23 protein-coding genes are annotated in these 22,850 nt (G+C 64.8%); 8 read left to right on the forward strand and 15 right to left on the reverse strand.

Annotated elements, in window-relative coordinates:
* Window positions 1–146: 146 nt before the first annotated feature.
* Genes ATO9_RS14015 through ATO9_RS14030 form a run of 4 tightly spaced genes read right to left on the reverse strand, consistent with a single transcriptional unit; the run spans window position 147 to window position 3,499 of the window.
* On the reverse strand, window positions 147–905 hold the full coding sequence (locus ATO9_RS14015) for an ABC transporter ATP-binding protein (RefSeq protein WP_052418331.1): 759 nt from the start codon (window positions 903–905) through the stop codon (window positions 147–149).
* Between the two features lie 16 nt (window positions 906–921).
* On the reverse strand, window positions 922–1,362 hold the full coding sequence (locus ATO9_RS14020) for a hypothetical protein (RefSeq protein ID WP_081979588.1): 441 nt from the start codon (window positions 1,360–1,362) through the stop codon (window positions 922–924).
* An 8-nt stretch (window positions 1,363–1,370) separates the two neighbouring features.
* On the reverse strand, window positions 1,371–2,339 hold the full coding sequence (locus ATO9_RS14025; RefSeq protein ID WP_081979589.1) for a YVTN family beta-propeller repeat protein: 969 nt from the start codon (window positions 2,337–2,339) through the stop codon (window positions 1,371–1,373).
* Window positions 2,336–3,499: an ABC transporter substrate-binding protein gene (locus tag ATO9_RS14030; protein ID WP_043750215.1), complete on the reverse strand. Its 1,164-nt coding sequence runs from the start codon at window positions 3,497–3,499 to the stop codon at window positions 2,336–2,338. Before ATO9_RS14030 ends, ATO9_RS14025 begins: the two co-directional genes overlap by 4 nt.
* 161 nt (window positions 3,500–3,660) lie before the next feature.
* Here ATO9_RS14030 and pedF point away from each other — a divergent pair, with 161 nt between their 5' ends.
* From pedF to ATO9_RS14060, 6 genes are all read left to right on the forward strand, one after another.
* Complete coding sequence (gene pedF, locus ATO9_RS14035; protein WP_043750217.1) at window positions 3,661–4,359, forward strand: cytochrome c-550 PedF; 699 nt, start codon at window positions 3,661–3,663, stop codon at window positions 4,357–4,359.
* A gap of 1 nt (window position 4,360) precedes the next feature.
* On the forward strand, window positions 4,361–5,266 hold the full coding sequence (locus ATO9_RS14040) for a substrate-binding periplasmic protein (protein ID WP_043750219.1): 906 nt from the start codon (window positions 4,361–4,363) through the stop codon (window positions 5,264–5,266).
* Window positions 5,267–5,341: 75 nt separating this feature from the next.
* Entirely contained in the window at window positions 5,342–5,863 is a 522-nt protein-coding gene (locus ATO9_RS14045; protein ID WP_043750222.1) for an SRPBCC family protein, read from the forward strand.
* A 29-nt stretch (window positions 5,864–5,892) separates the two neighbouring features.
* Entirely contained in the window at window positions 5,893–6,378 is a 486-nt protein-coding gene (locus ATO9_RS14050; RefSeq protein WP_043750227.1) for a (2Fe-2S)-binding protein, read from the forward strand.
* 54 nt (window positions 6,379–6,432) lie between these two features.
* Window positions 6,433–8,802, forward strand: coding sequence for a xanthine dehydrogenase family protein molybdopterin-binding subunit (locus tag ATO9_RS14055; RefSeq protein ID WP_043750230.1), 2,370 nt, complete (start codon window positions 6,433–6,435; stop codon window positions 8,800–8,802).
* Window positions 8,803–8,815: 13 nt separating this feature from the next.
* Window positions 8,816–9,604 (forward strand): FAD binding domain-containing protein, encoded by a 789-nt coding sequence (locus tag ATO9_RS14060; RefSeq protein WP_043750232.1) that lies wholly within the window; start codon window positions 8,816–8,818, stop codon window positions 9,602–9,604.
* A gap of 74 nt (window positions 9,605–9,678) precedes the next feature.
* Here ATO9_RS14060 and ATO9_RS14065 read toward each other — a convergent pair whose 3' ends face one another.
* Together ATO9_RS14065 and ATO9_RS14070 are read right to left on the reverse strand one after the other, a co-directional pair.
* Complete coding sequence (locus tag ATO9_RS14065; protein ID WP_043750235.1) at window positions 9,679–10,563, reverse strand: FAD:protein FMN transferase; 885 nt, start codon at window positions 10,561–10,563, stop codon at window positions 9,679–9,681.
* The gene (locus tag ATO9_RS14070) at window positions 10,560–12,647 is read right to left on the reverse strand and encodes a 4Fe-4S binding protein (RefSeq protein ID WP_043750553.1); all 2,088 of its coding nucleotides are present in this window, start codon (window positions 12,645–12,647) and stop codon (window positions 10,560–10,562) included. The genes ATO9_RS14065 and ATO9_RS14070 overlap by 4 nt, the downstream gene beginning before the upstream one ends.
* A gap of 119 nt (window positions 12,648–12,766) precedes the next feature.
* Between ATO9_RS14070 and ATO9_RS14075 the strand changes: the two genes are divergently transcribed.
* Together ATO9_RS14075 and ATO9_RS14080 are read left to right on the forward strand one after the other, a co-directional pair.
* On the forward strand, window positions 12,767–13,531 hold the full coding sequence (locus ATO9_RS14075; protein WP_043750237.1) for an ABC transporter permease: 765 nt from the start codon (window positions 12,767–12,769) through the stop codon (window positions 13,529–13,531).
* A gap of 75 nt (window positions 13,532–13,606) precedes the next feature.
* The gene (locus tag ATO9_RS14080; protein ID WP_043750240.1) at window positions 13,607–13,984 is read left to right on the forward strand and encodes a c-type cytochrome; all 378 of its coding nucleotides are present in this window, start codon (window positions 13,607–13,609) and stop codon (window positions 13,982–13,984) included.
* A gap of 27 nt (window positions 13,985–14,011) precedes the next feature.
* Here ATO9_RS14080 and ATO9_RS14085 read toward each other — a convergent pair whose 3' ends face one another.
* Genes ATO9_RS14085 through ATO9_RS14125 form a run of 9 tightly spaced genes read right to left on the reverse strand, consistent with a single transcriptional unit; the run spans window position 14,012 to window position 22,843 of the window.
* The gene (locus ATO9_RS14085; RefSeq protein ID WP_043750243.1) at window positions 14,012–15,493 is read right to left on the reverse strand and encodes a UxaA family hydrolase; all 1,482 of its coding nucleotides are present in this window, start codon (window positions 15,491–15,493) and stop codon (window positions 14,012–14,014) included.
* The gene (uxuA, locus tag ATO9_RS14090) at window positions 15,486–16,673 is read right to left on the reverse strand and encodes a mannonate dehydratase (RefSeq protein WP_043750245.1); all 1,188 of its coding nucleotides are present in this window, start codon (window positions 16,671–16,673) and stop codon (window positions 15,486–15,488) included. Before uxuA ends, ATO9_RS14085 begins: the two co-directional genes overlap by 8 nt.
* On the reverse strand, window positions 16,666–18,135 hold the full coding sequence (locus ATO9_RS14095; RefSeq protein WP_052418332.1) for a mannitol dehydrogenase family protein: 1,470 nt from the start codon (window positions 18,133–18,135) through the stop codon (window positions 16,666–16,668). Before ATO9_RS14095 ends, uxuA begins: the two co-directional genes overlap by 8 nt.
* Complete coding sequence (kduD, locus tag ATO9_RS14100; protein WP_043750248.1) at window positions 18,113–18,856, reverse strand: 2-dehydro-3-deoxy-D-gluconate 5-dehydrogenase KduD; 744 nt, start codon at window positions 18,854–18,856, stop codon at window positions 18,113–18,115. The genes ATO9_RS14095 and kduD overlap by 23 nt, the downstream gene beginning before the upstream one ends.
* Window positions 18,853–19,677, reverse strand: coding sequence for a 5-dehydro-4-deoxy-D-glucuronate isomerase (kduI, locus tag ATO9_RS14105; RefSeq protein WP_043750252.1), 825 nt, complete (start codon window positions 19,675–19,677; stop codon window positions 18,853–18,855). Before kduI ends, kduD begins: the two co-directional genes overlap by 4 nt.
* A gap of 11 nt (window positions 19,678–19,688) precedes the next feature.
* Window positions 19,689–20,003 carry a cupin domain-containing protein gene (locus ATO9_RS14110; protein WP_043750254.1) on the reverse strand — a complete coding sequence of 105 codons (315 nt, stop codon included), beginning with the start codon at window positions 20,001–20,003 and terminating at the stop codon, window positions 19,689–19,691.
* A 10-nt stretch (window positions 20,004–20,013) separates the two neighbouring features.
* Window positions 20,014–21,294: a TRAP transporter large permease gene (locus ATO9_RS14115; protein WP_043750256.1), complete on the reverse strand. Its 1,281-nt coding sequence runs from the start codon at window positions 21,292–21,294 to the stop codon at window positions 20,014–20,016.
* Window position 21,295: 1 nt separating this feature from the next.
* On the reverse strand, window positions 21,296–21,820 hold the full coding sequence (locus ATO9_RS14120) for a TRAP transporter small permease (RefSeq protein WP_043750259.1): 525 nt from the start codon (window positions 21,818–21,820) through the stop codon (window positions 21,296–21,298).
* A 57-nt stretch (window positions 21,821–21,877) separates the two neighbouring features.
* Window positions 21,878–22,843: a TRAP transporter substrate-binding protein gene (locus ATO9_RS14125; RefSeq protein ID WP_043750559.1), complete on the reverse strand. Its 966-nt coding sequence runs from the start codon at window positions 22,841–22,843 to the stop codon at window positions 21,878–21,880.
* Between the last annotated feature and the right edge of the window lie 7 nt (window positions 22,844–22,850).

Consider the following 22,850-nt stretch of genomic DNA (forward strand, 5'->3'; position numbering starts at 1 on the left):
GCGAAATGCGATGACGGTCAGGACCGGCGGACCTTTGGCTTGAAGGGGTTTGATAAACGGAACGTCCTGTCAGGGGCTGGAGGATGCATCCCTGCCCCCGGTTCGCGGCGCGACCAAGACAGGCCGAACCCGAAACCTCCGCCATTCTACGCAACGGATCCCCCGGCCCTTTGAAGCGCAGTTCCGTTTGTGCCCCCGTCGCCGGTCATCGCCAGAAACCGCTCGGCCATGCCCTGCCCTGCGGCGATATCGCCTGCGGTGCCGACGGCCAGAACGCGGGAACGGTGCAGAACGACCAGTTGGTCTTCGGGCCGGATTTCGTCGGTCAGATGCGTCGCCCATAGGACAGAGATACCGTCCGCCGCAAGGTCGTGAACATGGCCGGTGATCGCATGGCGGGCCGCGGCATCCAGACCCACGGTCGGTTCGTCCAGCAACAGGACCTGCGGATCGTGCAACAGGGCGCGGGCGATCTCGGTCCGGCGCTTGTGGCCGCCATTCAGGTGACGCGCCTTTTCCCCGGCCCTCGGCAACATGTCGAGCCGGTCGAGCGCCGCGTCGACACGCCGCCGCGCGTCGCGCCCCGCAATCCCGTGCAGGGCGGCGAAATAGGTCAGGTTCTGGCGCACGGTCAGGTCCAGATCGAGCGTCGTTTGCTGGAACACGATCCCCAGCCTGGCCAGCGCCCGGCGAGGGTGGCGCGACAGGTCGTGCCCCGCGATCTCGATCCGGCCGTGTCGGCTGGTCAGCAGCCGGGTCAGTAGCGCGAAGAGGGTTGATTTCCCCGCCCCGTTCGGCCCCAGCAAAGCGCAGAAGTGGCCCGGCGCGACCGAAAACGACACGTCCTCCAGCGCCTGATTGCCGCCATAGGCATAGCTGAGACCAGAAACCGAAAGCCCGCTCATCCGCGCCGCGCCTGCGTCATTCGATAGTGATATCAAGGCGTTGCGTTTCCCCGATCGTGCCGGGCACCTTGATGTGATAGCGGCCGGGCTTCACCGCGATGAAGCCGATCTCCATCTCGCCCGCCTCGTCGAATTCGACGCTGTCGAGGCCCAAGGGGCGGATCTCCAGCCCCTCCACCACGATCTCGTCGATCCAGATGGCGCGGAAGAATTCCGGGCCGACCAGCGCCAATTCCTGGCTGCCGTCGCCCTGTATCTCGAACTCGTAGTAGGTGCCGGATTTCAGCACCCAGGGCGCGTCGGCGAGGGGCATGCCGGCCGACAGGATCACCGGCGGCAGGTCTTCCTTGTTCTTGCCCGACAGCAGGCCAGCCGCCCCGAAGGACGGACGTTCGTCATCGGCAATGGCGTAAGTTGCGGTCAGCATGGCGATCAGCGTGATCCAGAGCAGTTTCATGGGGGGCCTCATTCAGTGGGGCGGAAGGCGGCACCCCAGGGGAACCGGCCGACTTTGATGGATTTGATGGCTTCGCGGTTGGCGACGTCGATAACGGTCACATCCCCCGAAACCCCGTTGGTGGTGAACAGACGCGAGCGGTCGCGATTGAATTCCATGTGCCAGACCCGGCGACCGACTAGGATGTAATCCTCGACCTCGTAGGTGTCTGCGTTGACGACGGCCACGTGGTTCGACGGGCCGAGCGCGACATAGGCATGGCTGTCGCCGGCGGTGAATTCAAAGCCGACGGGCTGCACGCGGTCGGGATGCACGCCCTTGACCTCGAAGGCGATCTTGGCCTTTTCCGTCTGCGTGGCCGTGTCGAAAACGGTGATCGTGCCACCGATTTCCGAACTCACCCACATCTCGGCCCCGTCCTTGATGAACTCGGCATGGCGGGGGCGGCTGTCGACCAGGGTGTTCGCGAAAAGCTGCTGCGTTTCGGTGTCGATCCAATGCGCCATGTTGGTGGTCTCAGAAGTGGTGATCGCGATCTTGCCATCGGGCGAGACGGCCATGCCTTCGGGCTCCACCCCCACGTCAATCTGGGCCACGACCTTGCGGGACCGGGTATCGACCACCGTGGTGATCGCGTCATCCTCGTTCGCGATATAGAGGTGCACGTCGTCGGGATGCAGCACGAATTGTTCCGGGTCCTCGCCCGAGGGCAGGTCATGCAGGATCTCTCCGGTCTCGGGATCCATCACCTGCACGGCGTCACTGTCAGAGGCGCAGATGTAGAGGTGCGAGAAATCCTTGGAAAAGGTGATGCCGCGGGGGCGTTCGCCGGTCGGATAGGTCTTGATGACCTCGAGCGTTTCGATGTCGATCACGCTGACCGTGTCGTCCTTTTCGTTGGTCACCCAGATCTCGTCGGCCAGCGCCGGGACGGCGGCGAGCGTCAGGATCGTCACAAGAGCGGTCATGGTTTTCATCGAAAGGCCTCGCATTTGCTTTCGGGTTCATCGAGCCCGATCGTGTCGAGCTCGTTCACGCGGTGCAGGAAGCCGTCGAGCGGCGCCTGCGCGACCAGCGCGCGGGGGTGGACGACGGCGATCGGCTGGCGGAGCTGACCGTTCCAGCGGCGATATGACAGCGGGCGTCCCTTGAACCCGGCCAGTTCGAACGCCTCCGACAGGATGTAGGCGCGCAGCTCCGCCGGGTCGGCAGAGCCGGTGCGTGTCACCGCCTCGCCGATCGTGCGCAGGGCGGCCCAGGCGGCGTAATCTTCCGGGGCCATGTCGCGGGCATGGGCCTCGGCAAAGCGGCTTTGCAGTTGGGCGGCGCCCCATTGTTCGATCACCGGGCTCCAGCCCACGGGGCTGAGCCCTTCGGACCCGATCACCGGCCGCGCGACCCATGTGTTGTAAAGCACGTAGCGGCCGAAATCGTGCAGCTCATCCGCCACGATCAGCGCGTCGTAATCGCCCAGGTCCTGGGTAAAAAGCGGGACCTCCTGCGACGCATTGCGGCGCATGTCCGCGTCGAAGGCCCAGGTCTTTTCCTTGCGCAGCTTCAGCCCGAACTTGGAGAGAGAGCGGCGCATCGCGTCGGCATAGGCGATATCGTCCGGATGTGTGCCGGTGATCAAAGCGAGGTCGGTCCAGCGTTTCTGCACCAGAACCTGCGCCAGCGCATCGGTGCGCATCGCGTCTGAGGGCAGCGTATGCAACAGGTTCGCCCGGCATTCCGCATCGCGCAGATGCCCTGCCCCCTCGGATATGTTGAAGAGCAGCGCACCCTCGGCCTCGGGCAGGTCGGCGATGGCCAGCTGCACCTCGGGCGCGGCGTCGAGCAGCAGGAACCGATGCTCGGCCAGCATGGTTCGGGCAGCCGACAGCGGGTCGTCGCCTTCGGGCACGTCACGGTCCGACAAGGCGTAGCTGTGGCCCAGGAACCGCCCTGTCGTCGCGTTGTCTGACAGTCCGGTCAGCGCCCCGGCCAGGCCCAGATCGCCGGGCACCGGGTCGAGGTTCGACAGGGTCGGCGGCAAGGGCTGCGCAACCCTGAGATGTCCGATACTGACCGCAACCTCTGCCACGGCCGCCTGGGCGCAGCATAGCAGAGCGGCCGCACAGAGCATGCGGTTGAGCATTGTCAATTCCTCCCGACCTGCAGCGTAACGACGGCATCGGTCGCGGCGTATTAGACCTTGGTCGCGCTTCGCGCCGGGCCGCAACCAAAGTCGAATACCGCGAAAGATGAGTGCCCCATACAACATCGGGCAATTCATCATTCTGCCGGAGGAGACCAGAGATGACCCAAGCCTTCCCCAAAGCGTTCGGCGCCGCCGCGGCCGCGATCGCGATTGCCACGCTTGCCCATGCCCATGGCGATGTCGCGCCCCAGGCCGTCGATACGACCGGACTGCCCGAGGTGGGCGAGGAATGGCTGACCGAGAACCCCTACCGCGCCGACAAGGTGGGCGAAGATGTCTGGAAGACCTCGATCGAGATCGGCGCATCGGGCTACAATCAGAACTGCGCGCGCTGTCACGGGCTGGATGCTGTGTCCGGCGGGCTGGCCCCCGACCTGCGGTTCCTGGAGGCCGAGGAATACGGCGATGAATGGTACGTGGAGCGGTTCCGCTACGGCTATACCCAGAACGGGATCACCAAGATGCCGGAGTTCGGCGAATTGCTGGGCCAGGAAGCGGCTTGGGCGATCCGGACCTATATCGAAACCCGCCCCGACACCGACCAGATGGAAGAGGTCTCGGCCGAGCTGAAAACGATCCGCGACCAGTTGCAGGGCTATGCCGAGGATGCCAGCGGCGCCGATGCCGATGCGCTGAAAACGCGACTGTCCGAGATCGCGGAGGGGATCGAAACCCTGTCCGGTGCGCCGGTGGCCGATTCCGTGGCCTACAAGGCGGCGAACATGATCGACGGCACCGAAGCCGCCTACAAGGACGCGGCCGAGACGCTGACGATCGGCTTGTCCGCGGCGCATTGAGATGCGTGCGCCTGCCCTGATCCTTTCGGTCATCGCGGCGGCGGGTCTGGCCCTTTCCGGGCCGGTCCGCGCCGCTGATCCTTGCGCCGATTATGTACCGCAGCCGCGCCCGCAGAATGTCGGCCCGCTGGAGGTCGGCCAGGACATGGATGCGCTGATCGAACAGGGTCACATGGCCTTTGCCGTGTACGAGGACTTCCCGCCCTACAGCTGGGAGCAGGCTGGCAAACCGCGCGGCGTTGATATCGAGATCGCGCGCCTGATCGCGGAAGATCTGGGGGTCGAGGCGCGGTTCAACTTCGTCTCTGCGGACGAGAACCTCGACGCCGATCTGCGCAACAATATCTGGCGCGGCGCCATCGTCGGTGGCCGTGTGTCCAACGTGATGATGCGCATCCCCTATGATTCCGCGTTCAAGTGCCGGGTCGAACAGGTGGTCTTTACCGGCCAGTACGCCGCCGAGAGCATTGCCATCGCCTATGACATGGCGGCCTATCCCGACGAGAAACCGGTGCCAGCCTATTTCCGGTTCGACAGCGTCGCGGTCGAGAACGATTCGATCTCGGATTTCTACCTGTCGGGCTTCGCGGGCGGGCAGATGGCAGGCAATATCCGCCGTTTCCCCGACATGGCGCAGGCCATGGCGGCGCTCGACGCCGGAGAGGTCAAGGCCGCCATGGGCCCGCGCGGACAGCTTGAATACGGGCTGAGCGAACAGACCGCGCTGCACCAGCCGCCGCTGGCCGGGTTCGCGGTCAGCCGCTGGACCCTTGGCGTGGCCATCAATTTCCGTTTCCGCCCCCTCGCCTACGCGGTGGACGACGCGGTGCGTTACGCGCTGGAGGACGGGCGTATCGCCGCGATCTACGCCCGCCACGGCCTGACCCATCAGCCCCCGGAACGCTGAGACCTACGCCCTTGGTCGAATATGCCGACCACCCGTTAGTCCCTACGCTCCGATCAAAATGAAGGAATCTGACTTATGAACCTCAGTGATCAGAAACGGATCAGCGCGGATCGCGAGACCGTCTTCCAGGCGCTTCTCGACCCCGAGGTGCTGAAGGCCTGCGTACCCGGTTGCGAAGAGATGTCCGGTACCCCCGAAACCGGGTTCGAGGCGACGGTGACCCAGAAGGTCGGCCCGGTGAAGGCCACGTTCAAGGGCTTGGTGGAGCTTTCGGACATCAACGCCCCCGACAGCATGACGATCTCGGGCGAGGGCAAGGGCGGCGCGGCCGGCTTTGCCAAGGGCGGCGCAAAGGTGCGGCTGGAGGCCGATGGCGGCGCGACGATCCTGCATTACGAGGTCGAGGCGAAGGTGGGCGGCAAGCTTGCCCAGCTGGGATCGCGGGTGATCGACGGCTTTGCCAAGAAGATGGCCGACCAGTTCTTTTCCAACTTTCAGGAGGCCGTGGGCCAGCCGGAAGAAGAGCTGGAAAGCGCCAATGACGCCCCCGTCGAGGGCGAGAAGAAAAAAGGCTGGTTCCGGCGGCTCGTCAGCTGACCGGCCAGAGACATCAAGGGAGGAATGGCATGACCAAGGTAACACTAACCATCAACGGGAAATCCGTGTCCCGCGACGTGGAGGGCAACACCCTGCTGGTGTCGCTGCTGCGCGACGATATCGGGCTGACCGGCACCCATGTGGGCTGTGACACGTCGCAATGCGGGGCCTGCACGGTCCATGTGAATGGCGAGAGCGTCAAATCCTGCACCATGTTCGCCGCCGAGGCCGATGGCGCAGAGGTCACAACGATCGAAGGCATGGCCAATGCGGATGGATCGCTTTCCGTGATCCAGGCCGCGTTCCAGGAACATCACGGGCTTCAGTGCGGGTTCTGCACGCCCGGCATGGTGATGACGGCGGCCAATCTGCTGAAGGAGAACCCCAAGCCCTCGGAACACGAGGTGCGGGCCTATCTGGAAGGCAATATCTGCCGCTGCACCGGCTACCACAACATCGTCAAGGCGATCATGGCCGCGTCCGGTCAGGACGTCAGCGCCATCGCCGCGGAATAAGCCGCCCGGGCGGGCAGCTCTGCCCGCCGGTCACCACATTCAGGGAGAAAACATATGCCCAAGGACACTGGTATCGGTGCCTCCACCCGCCGCCGCGAGGACGTTCGTTTCCTCAAGGGCAAGGGCGAATATACCGACGACATTTCCACCCGCGACCTGGCCCATGCGGCCTTTGCCCGTTCGACAGTCGCCCATGGCCTGATCAAGTCCATAGACACCGCCGCCGCCGAGGCAATGCCAGGTGTGCTGGCCGTGTTCACCGGCCAGGACTTCGCGGACGTTGGCGGCAACCCCGCCGGCTGGCTGATCAACAGCCGTGACGGCACGCCCATGAAGGAACCCAAGCGGCCCGTGCTGGCCCATCGCAAGGTCCGCCACGTCGGCGACGCCTATGCCGCCGTCATCGCCGAGACCAAGCAGCAGGCGATGGATGCGGTTGAGGCCATCGAGATCGATATCGAGGAACTGCCGGCCATCGTCGACGTGAAGGCCGCGCTTTCGGGCGACAACTTCGTGCATGACGAGATCGAGACCAACCAGTGCTTCGACTGGGGCTGGATCGAGGACAACCGCCAGGCCACCGACGAGGCGATCAAGAACGCCCATCACGTCACGACGCTCGAGCTGGTGAACAACCGCCTGGTGCCGAACGCGATGGAGCCGCGGTCTTCCATCGGCGCCTACAAGGAATCGGGTGACGAATACACGCTGCATACCACATCGCAGAACCCGCACCTGACGCGGTTGCTGATCTCGGCCTTCGTGATGGGCATCCCCGAGAACAAGCTGACGGTGATCGCGCCTGATGTCGGCGGCGGCTTCGGGTCGAAAATCTACCATTACGGCGAAGAGGCGCTGGTGCTGGCCGCGGCCAAGCGGACGGGCCGGACCGTGAAATGGACCGCGGACCGGTCGGAATCCTTCCTGACCGACGCCCATGGACGCGACCATGTCACCAAGATCGAACTGGCCACCGACGCGGATGGCAAGTTCCTGGCGTTCCGCACCGAGACCTACGCGAACGTTGGCGCCTACCTGTCGAACTTCGCGACCGCGACGCCGACCTTCCTGCATGGCACGCTGATGGCCGGGAACTACACCGTCCCGAACGTCTACGTGAACGTGAAGGCTGTCTTCACCAACACCGCCCCCGTCGACGCCTATCGCGGCGCGGGCCGGCCCGAGGCGACCTATTCGCTGGAGCGTGTCATCGACAAATGCGCCCGTGAACTGGGCATGGACCCGATCGAATTGCGCCGAAAGAACTTCGTGAAGCCGGACATGTATCCGTTCACGTCGGCCGCCGGTCTGGAATACGACAGCGGCAATTACGACGCGCTGATGGACAAGATGCTCGAGGTCTGCGACCGCGACGGGTTCGAGGCACGGCGCAAGGTAAGCGAAGCCAAGGGCATGCTGCGCGGCTTTGGGGTGAACGCCTATATCGAGGCCTGCGGCATCGCGCCGTCGAACCTGGTCGGTCAGCTGGGCAGCCGTGTCGGCCTCTATGATGCGGCCACGGTTCGCGTGAACGCGACCGGCAACCTGGCCGTCATGGTCGGCGCGCACAGCCACGGTCAGGGCCATGAAACCGTGTTCCCGCAGGTGGTCGGCGAGATGCTGGGCATCGATCCGTCGACCATCGAGATCGTGCATGGCGACACGTCGAAGATCCCTTTCGGCATGGGCACTTACGGGTCCCGTTCCCTGGCTGTCTGCGGCTCTGCCGTGGTGCGGGCAACGGACAAGATCATTGCCAAGGCCAAGAAGATCGCGGCCCATATGCTGGAAGCCTCCGACAGCGATATCGAGCTGAAGGACGGCAACTTCACCGTCTCGGGCACCGACAAGTCCGTGTCCTTCGGCGAGGTGGCGCTGAAGGCCTACATCCCCCACGAATTCCCGCTTGAGGATATCGAACCGGGGCTTGAGGAAACGGCCTTCTACGATCCGGCCAACTTCACCTACCCTTCGGGCGCCTATTGCTGCGAGGTCGAGGTCGACCCCGAAACGGGCAAGGTCCGTGTCGACCGTTTTGCCGCGGTGGACGATTTCGGCAATGTCATGAACCCGATGATCGTGACCGGCCAGGTGCATGGCGGCCTGGGCCAGGGGATCGGCCAGGCGCTGCTGGAAGGTTGCCGCTACGACGAGGACGGCCAGCTGCTGTCGGCGACCTATATGGACTACACCATGCCGCGCGCCGATGACCTGCCCTTCTTCACCGTGGATCACAGCCAGGGCACGGCCTGCACCCACAACCCGCTGGGCGTGAAGGGCTGTGGCGAGGCAGGGGCGATCGGCTCTCCGCCGACCATCGTGAACGCGGTGATCGACGCGCTGCAATCGGGCGGCAAGAACGTCACCCATATCGACATGCCTCTCACGCCGCATGTGGTGTGGTCGGCGATGAACAACGCCTGAGGAGACATCTGAAATGTACGCATTCGACATTGAACGTCCCACAACCATCGCAGACGCCGTCGCGGCCCTGAAAAGCGACGAGGCGCAGCCCCTCAGCGGCGGGCAAACCCTGATCCCGACGCTCAAATCGCGCCTCGCCGCGCCATCGAAACTGGTGTCACTTTCCAGCATCAGCGAAATGGTCGGCCTGAGTGACGAAGGCGGCGTTCTGCGGATCGGCGGTGCCACCAAGCATGACACCGTCGCCAAAGAGGCCGGGGGCTCCCACCCCGGCCTCGCCGGGCTTGCCGGAAAAATCGGCGATCCGGCCGTGCGCCATCGTGGCACCATCGGCGGATCGATCGCCAACAATGATCCGGCGGCCTGCTACCCTGCCGCAGCGCTGGCCCATGGCGCGACCATCGTCACCGACCGCCGGGAAATCGCGGCAGACGACTTCTTCACCGGCATGTTCGACACCGCCCTGGAGGAGGGAGAGATCGTGACCGCCGTCAAGTTCCCCCGCCCCGAGGCGTCGAACTACCAGAAGTTCGAACAGCCCGCGTCGCGCTTTGCCATGGTGGGTGTGTTCGTCGCGAAATTCGCCGATGGCGTGCGGGTGGCTGTCACCGGAGCGTCCGAAGACGGCGTCTTCCGATGGACCGAGGGTGAAGAAGCCCTGTCCGCCAATTTCTCTCCCGATGCGCTGGACGGACTGAGCGTCAGCGCTGAGGGCATGATCACCGACCTCCATGGCAGCGCGGATTACCGGGCGCATCTGGTCAAGGTGATGACCAAGCGGGCTGTTGCAGCCGCGCGCTGACCTCCTCCTCCCCTGTTGGACTGACTGCCCGCGCGAAAGCGCGGGCTTTTTTCGTGGGGTGGGTTTTCGTGAGATCAGGCAGTGAGGGTCGAAAGATCGCCGTTCAGGTCGACCAGCGTGATCCGGTGGATGCCATGGCGGCCGGGCAAGGCGCGGATCATATCCATCGGGGCAAGTGTCAGGGCGGTGGAGAGGCCGTCGGCCAACGTCGCCGACGCTGCCTCCACCGACACCGTCGACCAGCGCGGCTTGGCATGGGCGTGCAGGATGTGACCCGAGCCCCCCAAAGACATTGCCATCGGGCTGGAGGTCGCGATGGCCCCGTCGTGAAGCACACGCAGGCCTAGCGGCCCAAAGGTCGGGTCCTCCAAAGACAGGCGCCATGGCCCGCCCTGCCCCCGGTATTCACCGATATTGACCAGCGTCCGGTCCAACCCTGCACCCCGCAACAGATCGGCGACCAGGTCGGTCGCATACCCCTGCGCGATACCGTTGAGCGTGAGCGACTGGCTCTTGTCCAGCTCCACCGCGTCGCGTGCGACGCGTACGCGATCCCAGCCGATGGCCTTGCGGGCGACCCCGGTATCGCTCCCGTCTGCGAGGGCACGCCAGAGCGCCTGGATGGTCGGATCGAAGAGGCCCGCTGTCATGCGGTTCACCCGGTCCGCCGCCTGCAACAGGTCCAGCATCATCGGGTCGGGTTGCGCGATGCGGCCGCTTCGGTTGAGCCGGGACAGCGCGGAGGTCGGATCGAAAAGGCTGAACTCGGCCTCCACCCGCGCAATTGCGGTCCGGGCCGCTTGCAGGGCGGGCTCGGCAACCTCGCGCGGCCCATGGATCGTGATCGACACATCGGCGCCAAGCGCCCGCCCTTGCCAGGTCGACCTTGCCGCACGCGCGGGTCCGGCGGCCAGGCTCGCGGCCGAAATGGTGAGGAAACGGCGGCGGGTCAGCGTCATCGTGCGGCCATCTTGCTCAGGCCCCTATTTCGACGAGCCTGGATGATCAAAGGCACGCATTGTGCGGGATCATCATGGATGGTCACGCAATCAAGGCATTGGAAACATTCGCTGTAATCTATCGCTCCGCTCGGCCGGATCGCCCCGTAGGCGCATTTCACCTTGCACAGCTGACAGGGCGATCCGCATTCCGCGCGCCGTTCGATCCAATCGCGCCCGCGCAGCAGACCGCCGATCGCCATGACCGCGCCCAGTGGGCAGACATAGCGGCAGAACCCCTTGAACAGGATCATGGACAGCAGCAGCAGACCCGCCGCATAGGCGACGTAGTACCATTCGCGCAGGAAATAGGTAGTGATGGCGGTCTTGAAGGGTTCGACCTCGATCGCCTTGTCCAGACGGGCGGGCGCCGTGAACAGCACCGCGACCAGGACCAAGAGGACCACGTATTTCATCCATTTCAGCCGGCGATCCCAGACCTCTGACACCTCGTATTGCGGCAGGCGCAGCAGGCGGCCCAGGTGGTGGGCGAATTCCTGCATCGCACCGAACGGGCAAAGCCATCCGCAGAACAGACCGCGCCCCCAGAGGACGAAGCCGAGGATCGTCACCCCCCAAAGCGCCAGCGAAAACGGATCATAGAGGAGGAAGGCGAAACTTCCGCCATCCTTAAGCGTGCGGACCACCCCGAGTGGCGTGGCGATGGACAATTGTCCCTGCCCCCACCAGCCGACAAATCCGATGACGAAGGCGAGGACACCCAACCGAATGGGCGTGAAATGGCGGTGCCCGGCCAGCCGGTTCAGTCGTCGCCCCAACAGGAGCAGGAGCCCCGTCAGGAAGAGGCCCAGCACCACGAGGTCGGGCGCCCGGTTGCGCAGGGCCTCGCGCCAGGGCGGAACGGGTTTGCGCACCTCCGGCGTGATGAAGAACCTGTCATCGGTCACATGTGTCGCTGTCAGCTGGACCGAACCGATTTCAGGCTGGAACACACCGTGTTCACGCAACGCCTTGATCTGCAATGTCCATTCCAGGGTCGGATCGAAGCCCAACCGGCGATCCGTGCGCAGGATAAGGGCCGTCCCGTCCCGCACCGCGTCCGGCACGGCGTCGTTCATCTGGACGTAGATATCGGCATCGCGCAGGGCCACGGGAAAGCCCGCCTGTTCCGCGCTCAGTAAATCGGGCGAGGTGTTGCGGACGAAATCATCAGTCACCAGCCCGTGCCGCGCGGTTTCCACCACGAGGATCGGTTCATCGGTCGTCGAGATCTCCATGAAGCCGCGCAATTCGCGCAGGCTGCCCTGGGACAGGACGGCCTCGGCAATCGCTGGGGGGCCGACATCGATGATCCAGAGGTCGAGGTAGACACCGTCAGGATCGGCCTGCGCTTCTGGGTCGTCGTCCTCCCACAGGGTGCCGGCGAAGGCCGCGTCGATCTCGGAATTCAGGACGGTCTTGCGGGTAACCAGACCCTGGTCGAGGAGGTCCTGCCAGGTCAATTCCTCCTCGTTCTCGAGGTCCGGATAGGCGGGCGGGCCGGACGCCACCCCGCCCATCTTCTCGCGCGCGACCTTGAGCGTCGCGGCCAGGATGCTTTCATGCGCGATGCGGACCGACGCCGTCGCCTTGGTCACGCCGTCCAGATAGACGAGCGCGCTGCCATCGGAGCCAGCGCCGTAGGGCGTGCCGACCACCAGGCTGTCCGAGATCGAATGCCCCCGATATTGTTCGAAAAATTTGTGGAACGGCGCCTGGCCCAGCCCCGACACGAAGATCGGTTCGTTGTGGGATATCAGCTGCACGTCGAGGAACCGGCCATCCAGGTCCAGCACGACGAGCACGTTGATCGGCGCACCGGAAAACCCGGGCAGCGGCGCCATCGGTTCGGTTTCGAAGACATATCCGGCCTGGGCCCCGCCGGAATTCAACAGCTCCCATACCCCTTCGTCGTTGATCCTTTCCCCCAGCGACATGGGCGGCACGACAAGAGGGGCCAGTTGATCGCGGCCCAAGGGTTCACCGATCGCCCCCACGGCCATGACAAGCCAGAAAAGGACGGCCCGCATCAGTCGGGAAAACATGCGATCGGCGTTCATGGCGTCAGAGTAGGCCCGCGCAGGGGCCCGCCATATGCGACCTTGGTCGACACTTGGCCATTTGGTGGTGGGCGGATCGCAGGACCCGTGGCAAGCTTCGCGCCATGTCGGATCGCGCCGCCCAATCCCCTGCCCATGTCGTCGCCATTTCGCTGGCGGCGCTGGTCGGACTTTGGGTCGTCGCGGCACGGCTGGGCAACGACCCTTCGGTGCTGCCCGGACCATCCGCGGTCTGGCAGATCCTAACCCAGGAGGCCGCGAGCGGCGAATTGCAACGCCACCTCTGGGCCACGTTGCGTCGGGTGATCCTGGCGTTTTCGCTCGCCATGGGACTTGGGCTATTGATCGGCATCGCCCTTGGCATGAACCCGCGGCTGAACCGGTGGTTCGCGCCCTGGCTGGTGGTGCTGCTGAACATCCCCGCGCTGGTGGTGATCGTGCTCTGCTATCTCTGGATCGGGCTGAACGAGGTCGCGGCGATCACGGCGGTCGCGCTGAACAAGACCGCGATGGTGGCGGTGACCCTGCGCGAAGGCGTTCATGCGCTGGACCGGCAATTGTCGGACATGTCCCGCGCCTACCGGATGCCGGCACTGACGCGGCTGCGGCACGTGATCCTGCCGCAGCTCTGGCCCTTCATCGCGGCCAGCACACGCAATGGCCTCGCCATCATCTGGAAAATCGTGCTGGTGGTCGAATTCCTCGGGCGCAGCGACGGGATCGGGTTCCAGATCCACCTCTATTTCCAGCTGTTCGAAACCGGCTATGTGCTGGCCTACGCGCTCAGCTTTGTCGCGCTGATGCTGGTGCTGGAATACGGCGTCCTGCAGGTCTGGGAAGGCCGCGCCACAAGGTGGCGTACGGCTTAGGTCGTAGGGACCATCGTCGCATTTGAGACCCGGTGCTTTGCCCCTACCTTCGCCGCAAAGATGCTGGAGGAATACATGAAAAGCACCCTGCCCGCCCTGTTGATCCTGTCCGTTTTCGCCGCTCCCGCCCTGGCCGAGGGCGACGCGGATGCCGGCGAAAAGGTCTTTCGCAAATGCAAGGCCTGCCACCAGGTCGGCGCGGACGCGCAATCGCGCACGGGGCCGGTGCTGAACGGGATCGTCGGCGCCCCCGCCGGGGCGGTCGAGGATTTCAGTTATTCCAGCGCGCTGGAGGATGCCGCCGCCGACGGGCTGGTCTGGACCGAGGAAAATCTGGCCGCATTCCTGGCCAAGCCACGGGAATTCATGAAGGGCACCCGGATGTCCTTTGCCGGTCTGCGCCGCGACACGGAAATTGCGGACGTCATCGCCTATCTGGCGACGCAGGAGTGATCCGAAAGGCGGTCCCGCGCCGGGCCGTCACATGACGGCGCCGATCTGCCAGGGGACACATTCGTGATCGCCAAGACCCAAGGCCTCGCTCTTCGTTGCATCACCGGAGGCCGCGGCCAGGATCGCGTCGTAGATCTCATCGCCCTTGGCATCCAGCGTGCTATCGCTTGTCAGGATATCTCCGCAATTGATGTCCATATCGTCGCGCATCGAACGGTACAGCCTGTCATTCGTGGCCAGTTTCAGCGTCGGCGCGGGCTTTGAGCCGAAGGCCGATCCGCGCCCCGTCGTGAAGACGATCAGATGCGCACCGCCGGCAATCTGCCCCGTGGCCGACACCGGGTCGAAGCCCGGCGTATCCATGAAAATCAAGCCCCGCTCGGTCACCGTCTGCCCGTATTCGACCACGTCGGCCAGCGGCCCGTTGCCAGCCTTGGCAACCGCGCCCAGGGATTTTTCCAGGATCGTCGTCAGACCGCCCGCCTTGTTTCCCGGCGACGGGTTGTTGTCCATCTCGGCCCCGTTCATCCGAGTATAGGTTTCCCACCAATCCAGGCGGTCCAGCAGTTTCTGCCCGACGTCCCGGGACACGGCGCGGGACAGCAGAAGGCTTTCGGCGCCGTAGATCTCGGGCGTTTCCGACAGGATCGCGGTGCCGCCCTCGGCGACCAGCCGGTCGACGGCCAGGCCGAGTGCCGGATTCGCCGTGACACCCGACAGCCCGTCCGAGCCGCCACATTGCAGACCGATCATCAGCTCCGAACTGGGGCAATCTTCGCGAGTGATGTCGTTGACCTCGGGCAGCAGGGTTTCCAGCTTGGCCAGGATCGCCTCGATCGTGGTTCGTGTGCCGCCATTGTCCTGAATGGTCAGGCCGTGGAAGGCGTGGGAGCGGCCCTGACCGAACCGTGCCTGCATCTGGGCGATCTGCATCACCTCGCACCCCAGCCCGACAAAGATCGCGGCGCCTGTATTGGGATGGGTCGCATAGCCCCAGAGCACCCGTTGCAGATTATCCCAGCCCGGCCCCTTGGCCGCCATGCCGCAGCCGGTGCCGTGGGCCACGGCGATCACACCGTCGACATTGGGAAAGGCGTCCAGCATCCCCCGCCGTTCCGCCTCTTCCGCCGCCTGTCTGATCACGGTGGCCGAGCAGTTCACGGTAGCACAGAGCACGACGTAATTGCGGATGCCGACCCGCCCGTCCTTGCGCCTGTAGCCCTTGAAAGTCCCCGGCGCACGGGGCGTGACGGCCGCACGAGCGGTATCGAGCGTGCCGCCGATTTCGTGATGGGTCTGATGGGAAGACATGGCCAGGTTGTGGCTGTGCACATGGTCCCCTTCGGCAATGTCCGTCTGGGCGGTGCCGATGATCTGCCCGAATTTGCGCACGGCGTGGCCCGCGGCAATCGGACGGCGGGCGATCTTGTGGGCTGCCGATAGGCCCTTGCGTGCCGCTGTCAGGATCGCGACGTCATCATCGGGGTGCAGAACCAGCAGGTCAGACATGGGCAGCCCCGGCCCGCAGCCCGGCGATCACGCCGCGCAGTTCGGCCAGCCCGCGCATCCGCCCGATCAGCGGATAGCCGGGATGGGTCTTTCGACCGATATCCTGCAACAGCGCATGTCCGTGGTCGGGGCGGAAGGGAATCTCGGCATCCGCCCGACCGGCGTTGCGGCGCTTGCCCTCCTCCTCCAGCAGCGCGGCAAGGACGGCGGGGATATCCGTGTCGCCCTCAAGATGCGCTGCTTCCTGAAAAGACCCATCGGGCTCTTTCGCGACGTTGCGCAGGTGGGCGAAATGGATGCGGTCGGCAAAGCGGCGCGCGATGCGCACGGGGTCGTTGTCGGGATGCGCGCCCAGCGATCCGGTGCAGAGCGTCAGGCCATTTGCGCGACTGTCCTGCATCGCAAAGAGCCGCGCGATATCCTCTTCGGTCGAGACGATCCGGGGCAGCCCTAGGATCGGGCGCGGCGGGTCGTCGGGATGCACGCACATGCGCATGCCGAGCTCTTCCGCAGTCGGGATCACCTCGGACAGGAAGTGGGACAGCGACGCCCGCAGATCGTCCGCTGTGAAGCCATGCCAGGCGGCCAAAGCATCGCGCAGCCCCGCCACATCGAAACGCGCATAGGCGCCGGGCAAGCCTGCCATGATCGCGGTCAGCAATTCCTCGCGGTCATCGGCGTCAGAGGCGTCAATCCAGGCCTTGGCGCGGATCAGGATGTCGGGGGTGTAGTCATCCTCTGCGCCCAGCCGTTCCAGCATGAAGACGTCGAAGGCCGCCATGCGCACCCTGTCGAAGCGCAGCGCGTGGCCTCCGCCAGCCAAGGGCGCGTCCAGGTCCGTACGGGTCCAGTCCAGCAGGGGCATGAAGTTGTAGCAGATGGTGGTCACGCCCTCGGCGGCGAGGTTGGCCATGGATTGCCGATAATTGGCAAAAAGCCCGTCGAGCTTGCCGGCGCCGCGCTTGATATCCTCGTGGACCGGCAGGCTTTCCACCACGGACCAGTGCAGGCCCGGCTGCGCGGCGATCAGCGCCTTGCGGGCGGCAATCGCCTCCCTGCTCCAGACCTCGCCATAGGGCAGTTCGTGCAAGGCCGTGACGATGCCTGTCGCGCCCGTCTGGGCAATCTCGGCCAGGGATATATCGTCGAGCGGCCCGAACCAGCGCCAGGTTTCAAGCATCGGCATAGTCCTTCACGCAGGCATGGGCGCCACGGGCCTCGAGTGCAGCATAGGCGCGGGTCAGGGCGTCGGTCAGGTGCGCGTTTTCGGCCATTTCGGCCGGAAAAATATCGCGGAATGACAGGAAGGACGCGACCCGTTCGGCAGCGCTGCCCGCCTTGTCCGACGCCGCCTTGAGTTGCTCCGCCAGCGGGTCCTTCAGCTCGATCGGGGCACCTGCGTCGTCGGTGCCGCCCATGTATCGTATCCAGCCCGCCACGGCGAGGACCAGTCCGTCGACCCCGCGCCCGGCCGCCAGACCGTCGGCCAGGGTGCCCAACAGGCGTTGCGGCAATTTCTGGCTGCCGTCCATGGCGATCTGCCAGGTCCTGTGCCGGATCGCGGGGTTGCGATACCGTTCCAGCAGGGCCTCGCAATAAGCGGCCAGGTCCTCTCCTTCCGGCTGCGGGACCGAGGGCAGGATTTCATCGCGCCAGAGCCGCCGCAGCATCTGCGCGTAGCCGTCGGCGGCCACCGTGTCTGAAATCGTCTGGAACCCGGCGAGGTAGCCGAGATAGGCAAGCGTCGAATGGGTGCCGTTCAGGCACCGCAGCTTCATCGTTTCGTGGGCGGCCACGTCCCGCACCATCTGCGCGCCAACCTTGTCCCAATCGGGACGCGCGCCGCCGACAAAGCTGTCCTCGATCACCCATTGGCGAAAGGGTTCGCAAAAGACCGCCGCCTCGTCCCGGACACCGGTGGCACGGGCCAACCCGTCGAGATCCAGTTCGGTCGTCGCAGGCGTAATGCGGTCGACCATGGAGGATGGAAAACAAACCTCGGCCGCGATCCAGTCGGCCAGCGCCGGATCGAAAGCGGATGCGAAATCCAGAACGATGCGGCGCGCCAGGGCGCCGTTATTCGGCAGGTTGTCGCAGGATTGCACGGTGAAAGGCGCCACACCCGCCGCGTGCCGGGCGGCGAGGGCCGCGACCAGGAACCCGACGGCCGTCTTCGGCGCGTCGGGATTGGACAGGTCGTGCTGCACATCCGGGTCGTGCATGTTGAGCCTGCCGCTGGCCGGTACGTGACGGTATCCCTTTTCGGTGATCGTCAGGGACACGATCCGAACCGACGGATCGGCCATCGCCGCAACCACGGCGCCCGGGTCCTCCGGGGCGACCAGCACCTGACTTATCGCCTCGACCCGCAGCGGGTGATCCCCGTCGGGGCCACGCGTCACGGCCTGGTACCAGCCATCCTGTGGGGCCAGCTGATCGCGGGCCGTCGGGCTTTGCAGGCTGACCGCCAGGATGCCCCAATCACCACCGGATTGCTGCATCGCCTCGTGGGTGTAAACCGCGTTGAAGGCCCGAAAAAATGCGCCGGGGCCAATGTGAACGATCCCGATTTTCGGTGTCGGCCCGGTCCGTTGCAAGCGCGGGAGGGTCTTGGGATCGTCAGCGGGCAAGCCACCCTCCATCGACGTTCAGAACCGCGCCATGGATGTACCGTGCGGCGGGCGAGGCAAGGAAAGCCGCTGTACCGCCGATATCCTGCGGGTCGCCCCAGCGTCCGGCCGGAATGCGGTCGAGTATCGCCTTGCTCCGCTCGGGATCGTCACGCAGGGCTTGGGTGTTGTTGGTCGCGATGTAGCCCGGTGCGATGGCGTTCACATTGATGCCTTTCGCGGCCCATTCATTGGCGAGGATCTTGGTCAGTCCCGCCACGCCATGCTTGGACGCCGTGTAGGAAGGCACCCGGATGCCGCCTTGGAAGGACAGAAGCGAGGCAATGTTGACGATCGCCGCCGGCGTCTGACCGTCCGCAAGGCAGGCGCGGGCAAAGGCCTGCGCGGTAAAGAACAGCGCCTTGAGGTTCACATCCATCACCGCGTCCCAATCGGCCTCGGTGAAATCGAGGCTGTCGTCGCGGCGGATGATGCCCGCATTGTTGACCAGGATTGAATAGCCCGCGCCCGCGAAGATATCGGCCGCGGCCATCGGGTCGGCAAAATCGAGGATCAGCCCCTCGGCCTCGCCACCGGCGTCGCGGATCAGGCCGAGCGTTTCGTCGCAATCGCGGCGCCCGGCGCAGGTCACCCGCGCGCCCTGCCCGGCCAGCGACAGCGCGATGGCCTGTCCGATACCGGTATTCGCGCCGGTCACCAGCGCACGGCGGCCTTCAAGGGAAAACGGGTTCAACGCAGCTCTCCCGGCTGAACGAAATCCATGTCGGTGTAATCGACATTGTCCCCGGCCATGGCCCAGATGAAGGTATAGCCGCCGATCCCCGCGCCGGAATGGATCGACCAGGGCGGCGACAGGATCGCTTCTTCGTTGGCGACGACCATGTGACGGGTTTCCTGCGGCTCGCCCATGAAATGCATGACGCGCGATGCGTCATCCATGCCCCAGTAGAGGTAGGCTTCCATCCGGCGGTCGTGGACATGGGCCGGCATCGTGTTCCAGACCGAGCCATCGACCAGTTGTGTATATCCCAGGACCAGCTGGCAGCTCTCCATGACCAGCGGGTGGATGAACTGGTTGATGATCCGCTTGTTGGAGGTCGCGGCCTCGCCCATCTCGACCTTGACCGCATCGTTGATGGTGATCAGCCGGTTCGGGAATGTTGCATGGGCGGGTGCGGAGGTCAGGTAGAACCGGCCCTGCCCTTCGAACGTGACCGCCCCCGCGCCGCGTCCAAGATAAAGCACATCGCCCCGTTCCAGCGTCCAGCTGTCACCGCCGGCCGAGACCTGGCCTGTCTCGCCGACATTGACGATCCCCATCTCGCGCCGTTCGAGGAACGTGTCGGTGCGGGTTTCCTCGACCTTGTCGAGGATCAGCTTGCCGCCATCCGGCACGGCCGCCCCGATGGTGAAGCGGTCGTAATGCGTATAGACGAGCCGGATTTCACCGGCGCGGAACATCCCCTCGGACAGGAAGTGCCGGCGCAGGGTGTCGGTATCCATCCCCTTGGCATGATCGGCATGCACGGCGTGGCGGGTTTCGACAGTCAGCATATCAGGCTCCTTTACAGAAAATCGTCGCGGCGGGGGGTGAAGGTGTCGATCAGGCGCCCCGCATCGCGGCAGGTGCAGCCATGGGTCACGCCCGAGGGAATGACAAAGCTGTCTCCGGGGCCGACATCGAATGTCTCGCCGTCCATTTCGAAGGTGAAACGGCCGCTTTCGACATAGGTGGATTGCACATGCGGGTGGCTGTGCAGCGCGCCTTCCCCGCCCGTTTCGAAGGTGAAGGCCACCACCATCAGCTCGGGACTGTCCGACAGGACCTGCCTTGTGCTGCGGTCCAGCTGATGGATGGGGAAGGTTTTGACTTGGGTCATCCGGGGCACCTCAATGAAAGAGCGACGGCAGCCAGAGCGACAGCGCCGGGATGTAGGTGACCAGCATCAGCGTCGCGACCGCCGCCCCGTAGAAGGGAAGGATCGACCGCATCGCGCGGCCCACGGATATGCGCCCCACGGCGCAGCCGACGAACAGGACGGCTCCCACCGGCGGCGTGCAAAGCCCGATACCGAGGTTGAGGATCAGGATGATCCCGAAATGCACCGGATCGACCCCGTAGGCCGTGGCGACGGGCAGGAAGATCGGGGTGGTGATCACGATCAGCGGCGACATGTCCATGAAAGTGCCCAGCAGCAGCAGCACGACGTTCAGAAGCAGCAGGATCACGATCGGGTTGTCGCTGACATCCTTCAGCGCTTCGACCAGGGCGGTCGGCACGCGCATATAGGCCAGCAGCCAGCCGAAGGCGGCCGCGCTGCCGATCACCAGCAGAACCATCGACGAGGTCCGCACTGCGTTGAGCGTCGCATCCACGAAGGCCGTCCAGCTGAGCGTGCGATAGGCGAAGATCGTGACGAGGATCGCGTAGACCACCGCGATGCAGGAACTTTCGGAGGCCGTGAAGACACCGGAGCGAACGCCGCCGAAGATGATCGCGACAAGGATCAGGCCGGGGATCGCGTTGATCAGAAGGCCCATGACCGCGCCCAGCCCCGGGAAGCGTTCCGTCGGGTAGCCGCGTTTGCGTGCGATCCACCACGCCACCACCATCAGCGACAGAGCCAAGACAAGACCCGGAATGATGCCGGCGGTGAAAAGGTCGGCGATGGACAGCCGCCCGCCCGCCGAGATCGAATAGATGATCAGGTTGTGCGAGGGCGGCAGCATCAGGGCGATGATCGAGGACATAACGGTCACGCTGACCGCGTAGTCCCGCCCGTAGCCGCGTTCTGCCATCTGCGGGATCATGATGCCGCCGATGGCCGTGGCATCCGCCGCGGCAGAGCCCGAGATACCGCCGAAGAGGACGGAGGCCGAGATATTCACCTGCCCCAGCCCGCCCCGCAGGTGTCCGACGACACCACCGGCGAGGGCCACCAGCCTGCGGGCGATGTCACCGCGGACCATCAACTCGCCCGCATAGATGAAGAAGGGGATCGCCATCAGCGCAAAGACCGAGATGCCTGAATTCAGCCGCTGGAACACCACCACGGGCGGCAGCCCGATATAGGCGATCGTGGCGAAGGAGGACGCGCCAAGGCAGAAGGCCACGGGCGTGCCGATCAGCAGCAGGAAGGTGAAGGACCCGAAGAGGACGAAGAGTTCCATGTCAGCTGTCCTCTGCCAGCTTGTCGGCGAAGCGGATCGTCGGCAGCCCCACGGCGCGGCGCAAGAGCCGCTCGGCCGAGTAGATCACCAGCAGCGCCCCGCCCGTTATCAGCGCCAGGAAAGCGATCCCGCCGGAGATGCCGAGATTGGGAATGGTGGTGGGCCAGGTCTTGAGCGCCAGTTGCAGCCCATACCCGACCATCCCGCAGCCAAAACCGATGACCACAATGTCGGAAATCGTGTAGGCCACCTGCTTGGCCCGATCCCCGAGAAGGAAAAGCAGCACGTCGAAGCTGAGGTGATTGCCCTCCCGGATACCGGCGGCCGCGCCCAGCAACAGGAACCAGCCCATGATCAGGATGGAGCTGGACTCGGTCCAGGTCGGCGTGTCGTTCAGCACGAAGCGACCAAAGACCTGCCACGCGATGAAGATCGTCATCAGGACCAGCCCGACCCCGGCAATCCGCATCGTCACGGCAGCCACGCGATCCAGGACCGCTGACAGTTTCTCTACAAAATTTCGCACTTTGCCCGCCTCTGTGGGAAGGGACCGCCCGATCGGGACCGGGCGGCCCGCCTTGCCTTACTCGACCGCGCGGATACGCGTGACGAGGTCCTTGAGCTTGTCGGAGGTGACGTGCTTTTCGTAGACGACGTCCATCGCTTCGATGAAGGGGGTCTTGTCGATGTTCTCGACGATCTCGACACCCGCGGCGCGCACCTTTTCCTCGGACGCCTTTTCACGGGCGGCCCATTGTTCGCGCATGATCGGCATGGAATCCTTTGCCGCCTGACGGATCAGCGCCTGGTCTTCCTCGCTGAGGCTGTCGAACTTCATCTTCGACATCACCAGGACCTCGGGCACGATCAGGTGCTGGTCCAGCGTGTAATAGCCCGCGACCTCGTAATGGCCCGAGCTTTCGAAGGACGGCCAGTTGTTCTCGGCCCCGTCGATGACGCCGGTCTGGATCGAGGAATAGACCTCGCCATAGGGCAACGGCGTGGCGTTGCCGCCAAGCGCGTCGACCATGTCTACGAAGACGTCGGATTGCATGACCCGGAACTTGAGCCCCTCGATATCCTCGATCGAGGTGATCGGCTTCTGGCTGTTGTAGAAGGAGCGCGACCCGCCATCGTAATAGGCCAGGCCGACCAGGTCATGGTTCGAGAATTCGCCAAGGATCTCGTCGCCGATCTCACCGTCCACGACGTTGTGCATGTGTTCGACCGAGCGGAAGATATAAGGCAGCGAGAAGACCTTGGTTTCCTCGATGATGTTGTTGAACGGCCCGAGCGAGACGCGGTTCAGGTCGATCACGCCCAGCTGGGTCTGTTCGATCGTGTCCTTTTCCTCGCCCAGCTGGGCGGAATGGAACACCTCCACGCAGATACGCCCGTCCGACCGCTCCTCCAGCATGTCGCCCATGGCCTCGACGGCTGCGACCGTCGGGTAGCCTTCGGGATGCGTGTCCGAAGACCGCAGCGTGATTTCGCAAGCCTGGGCCGCGCCGGCGGCCGCGATGAGAGCCACGAGGCTCGTTGTAACCATTTTCATC

Origin of the sequence: Pseudooceanicola atlanticus, from assembly GCF_000768315.1 — a bacterium.
GTDB classification, from domain to species: Bacteria; Pseudomonadota; Alphaproteobacteria; order Rhodobacterales; family Rhodobacteraceae; genus Pseudooceanicola; species Pseudooceanicola atlanticus.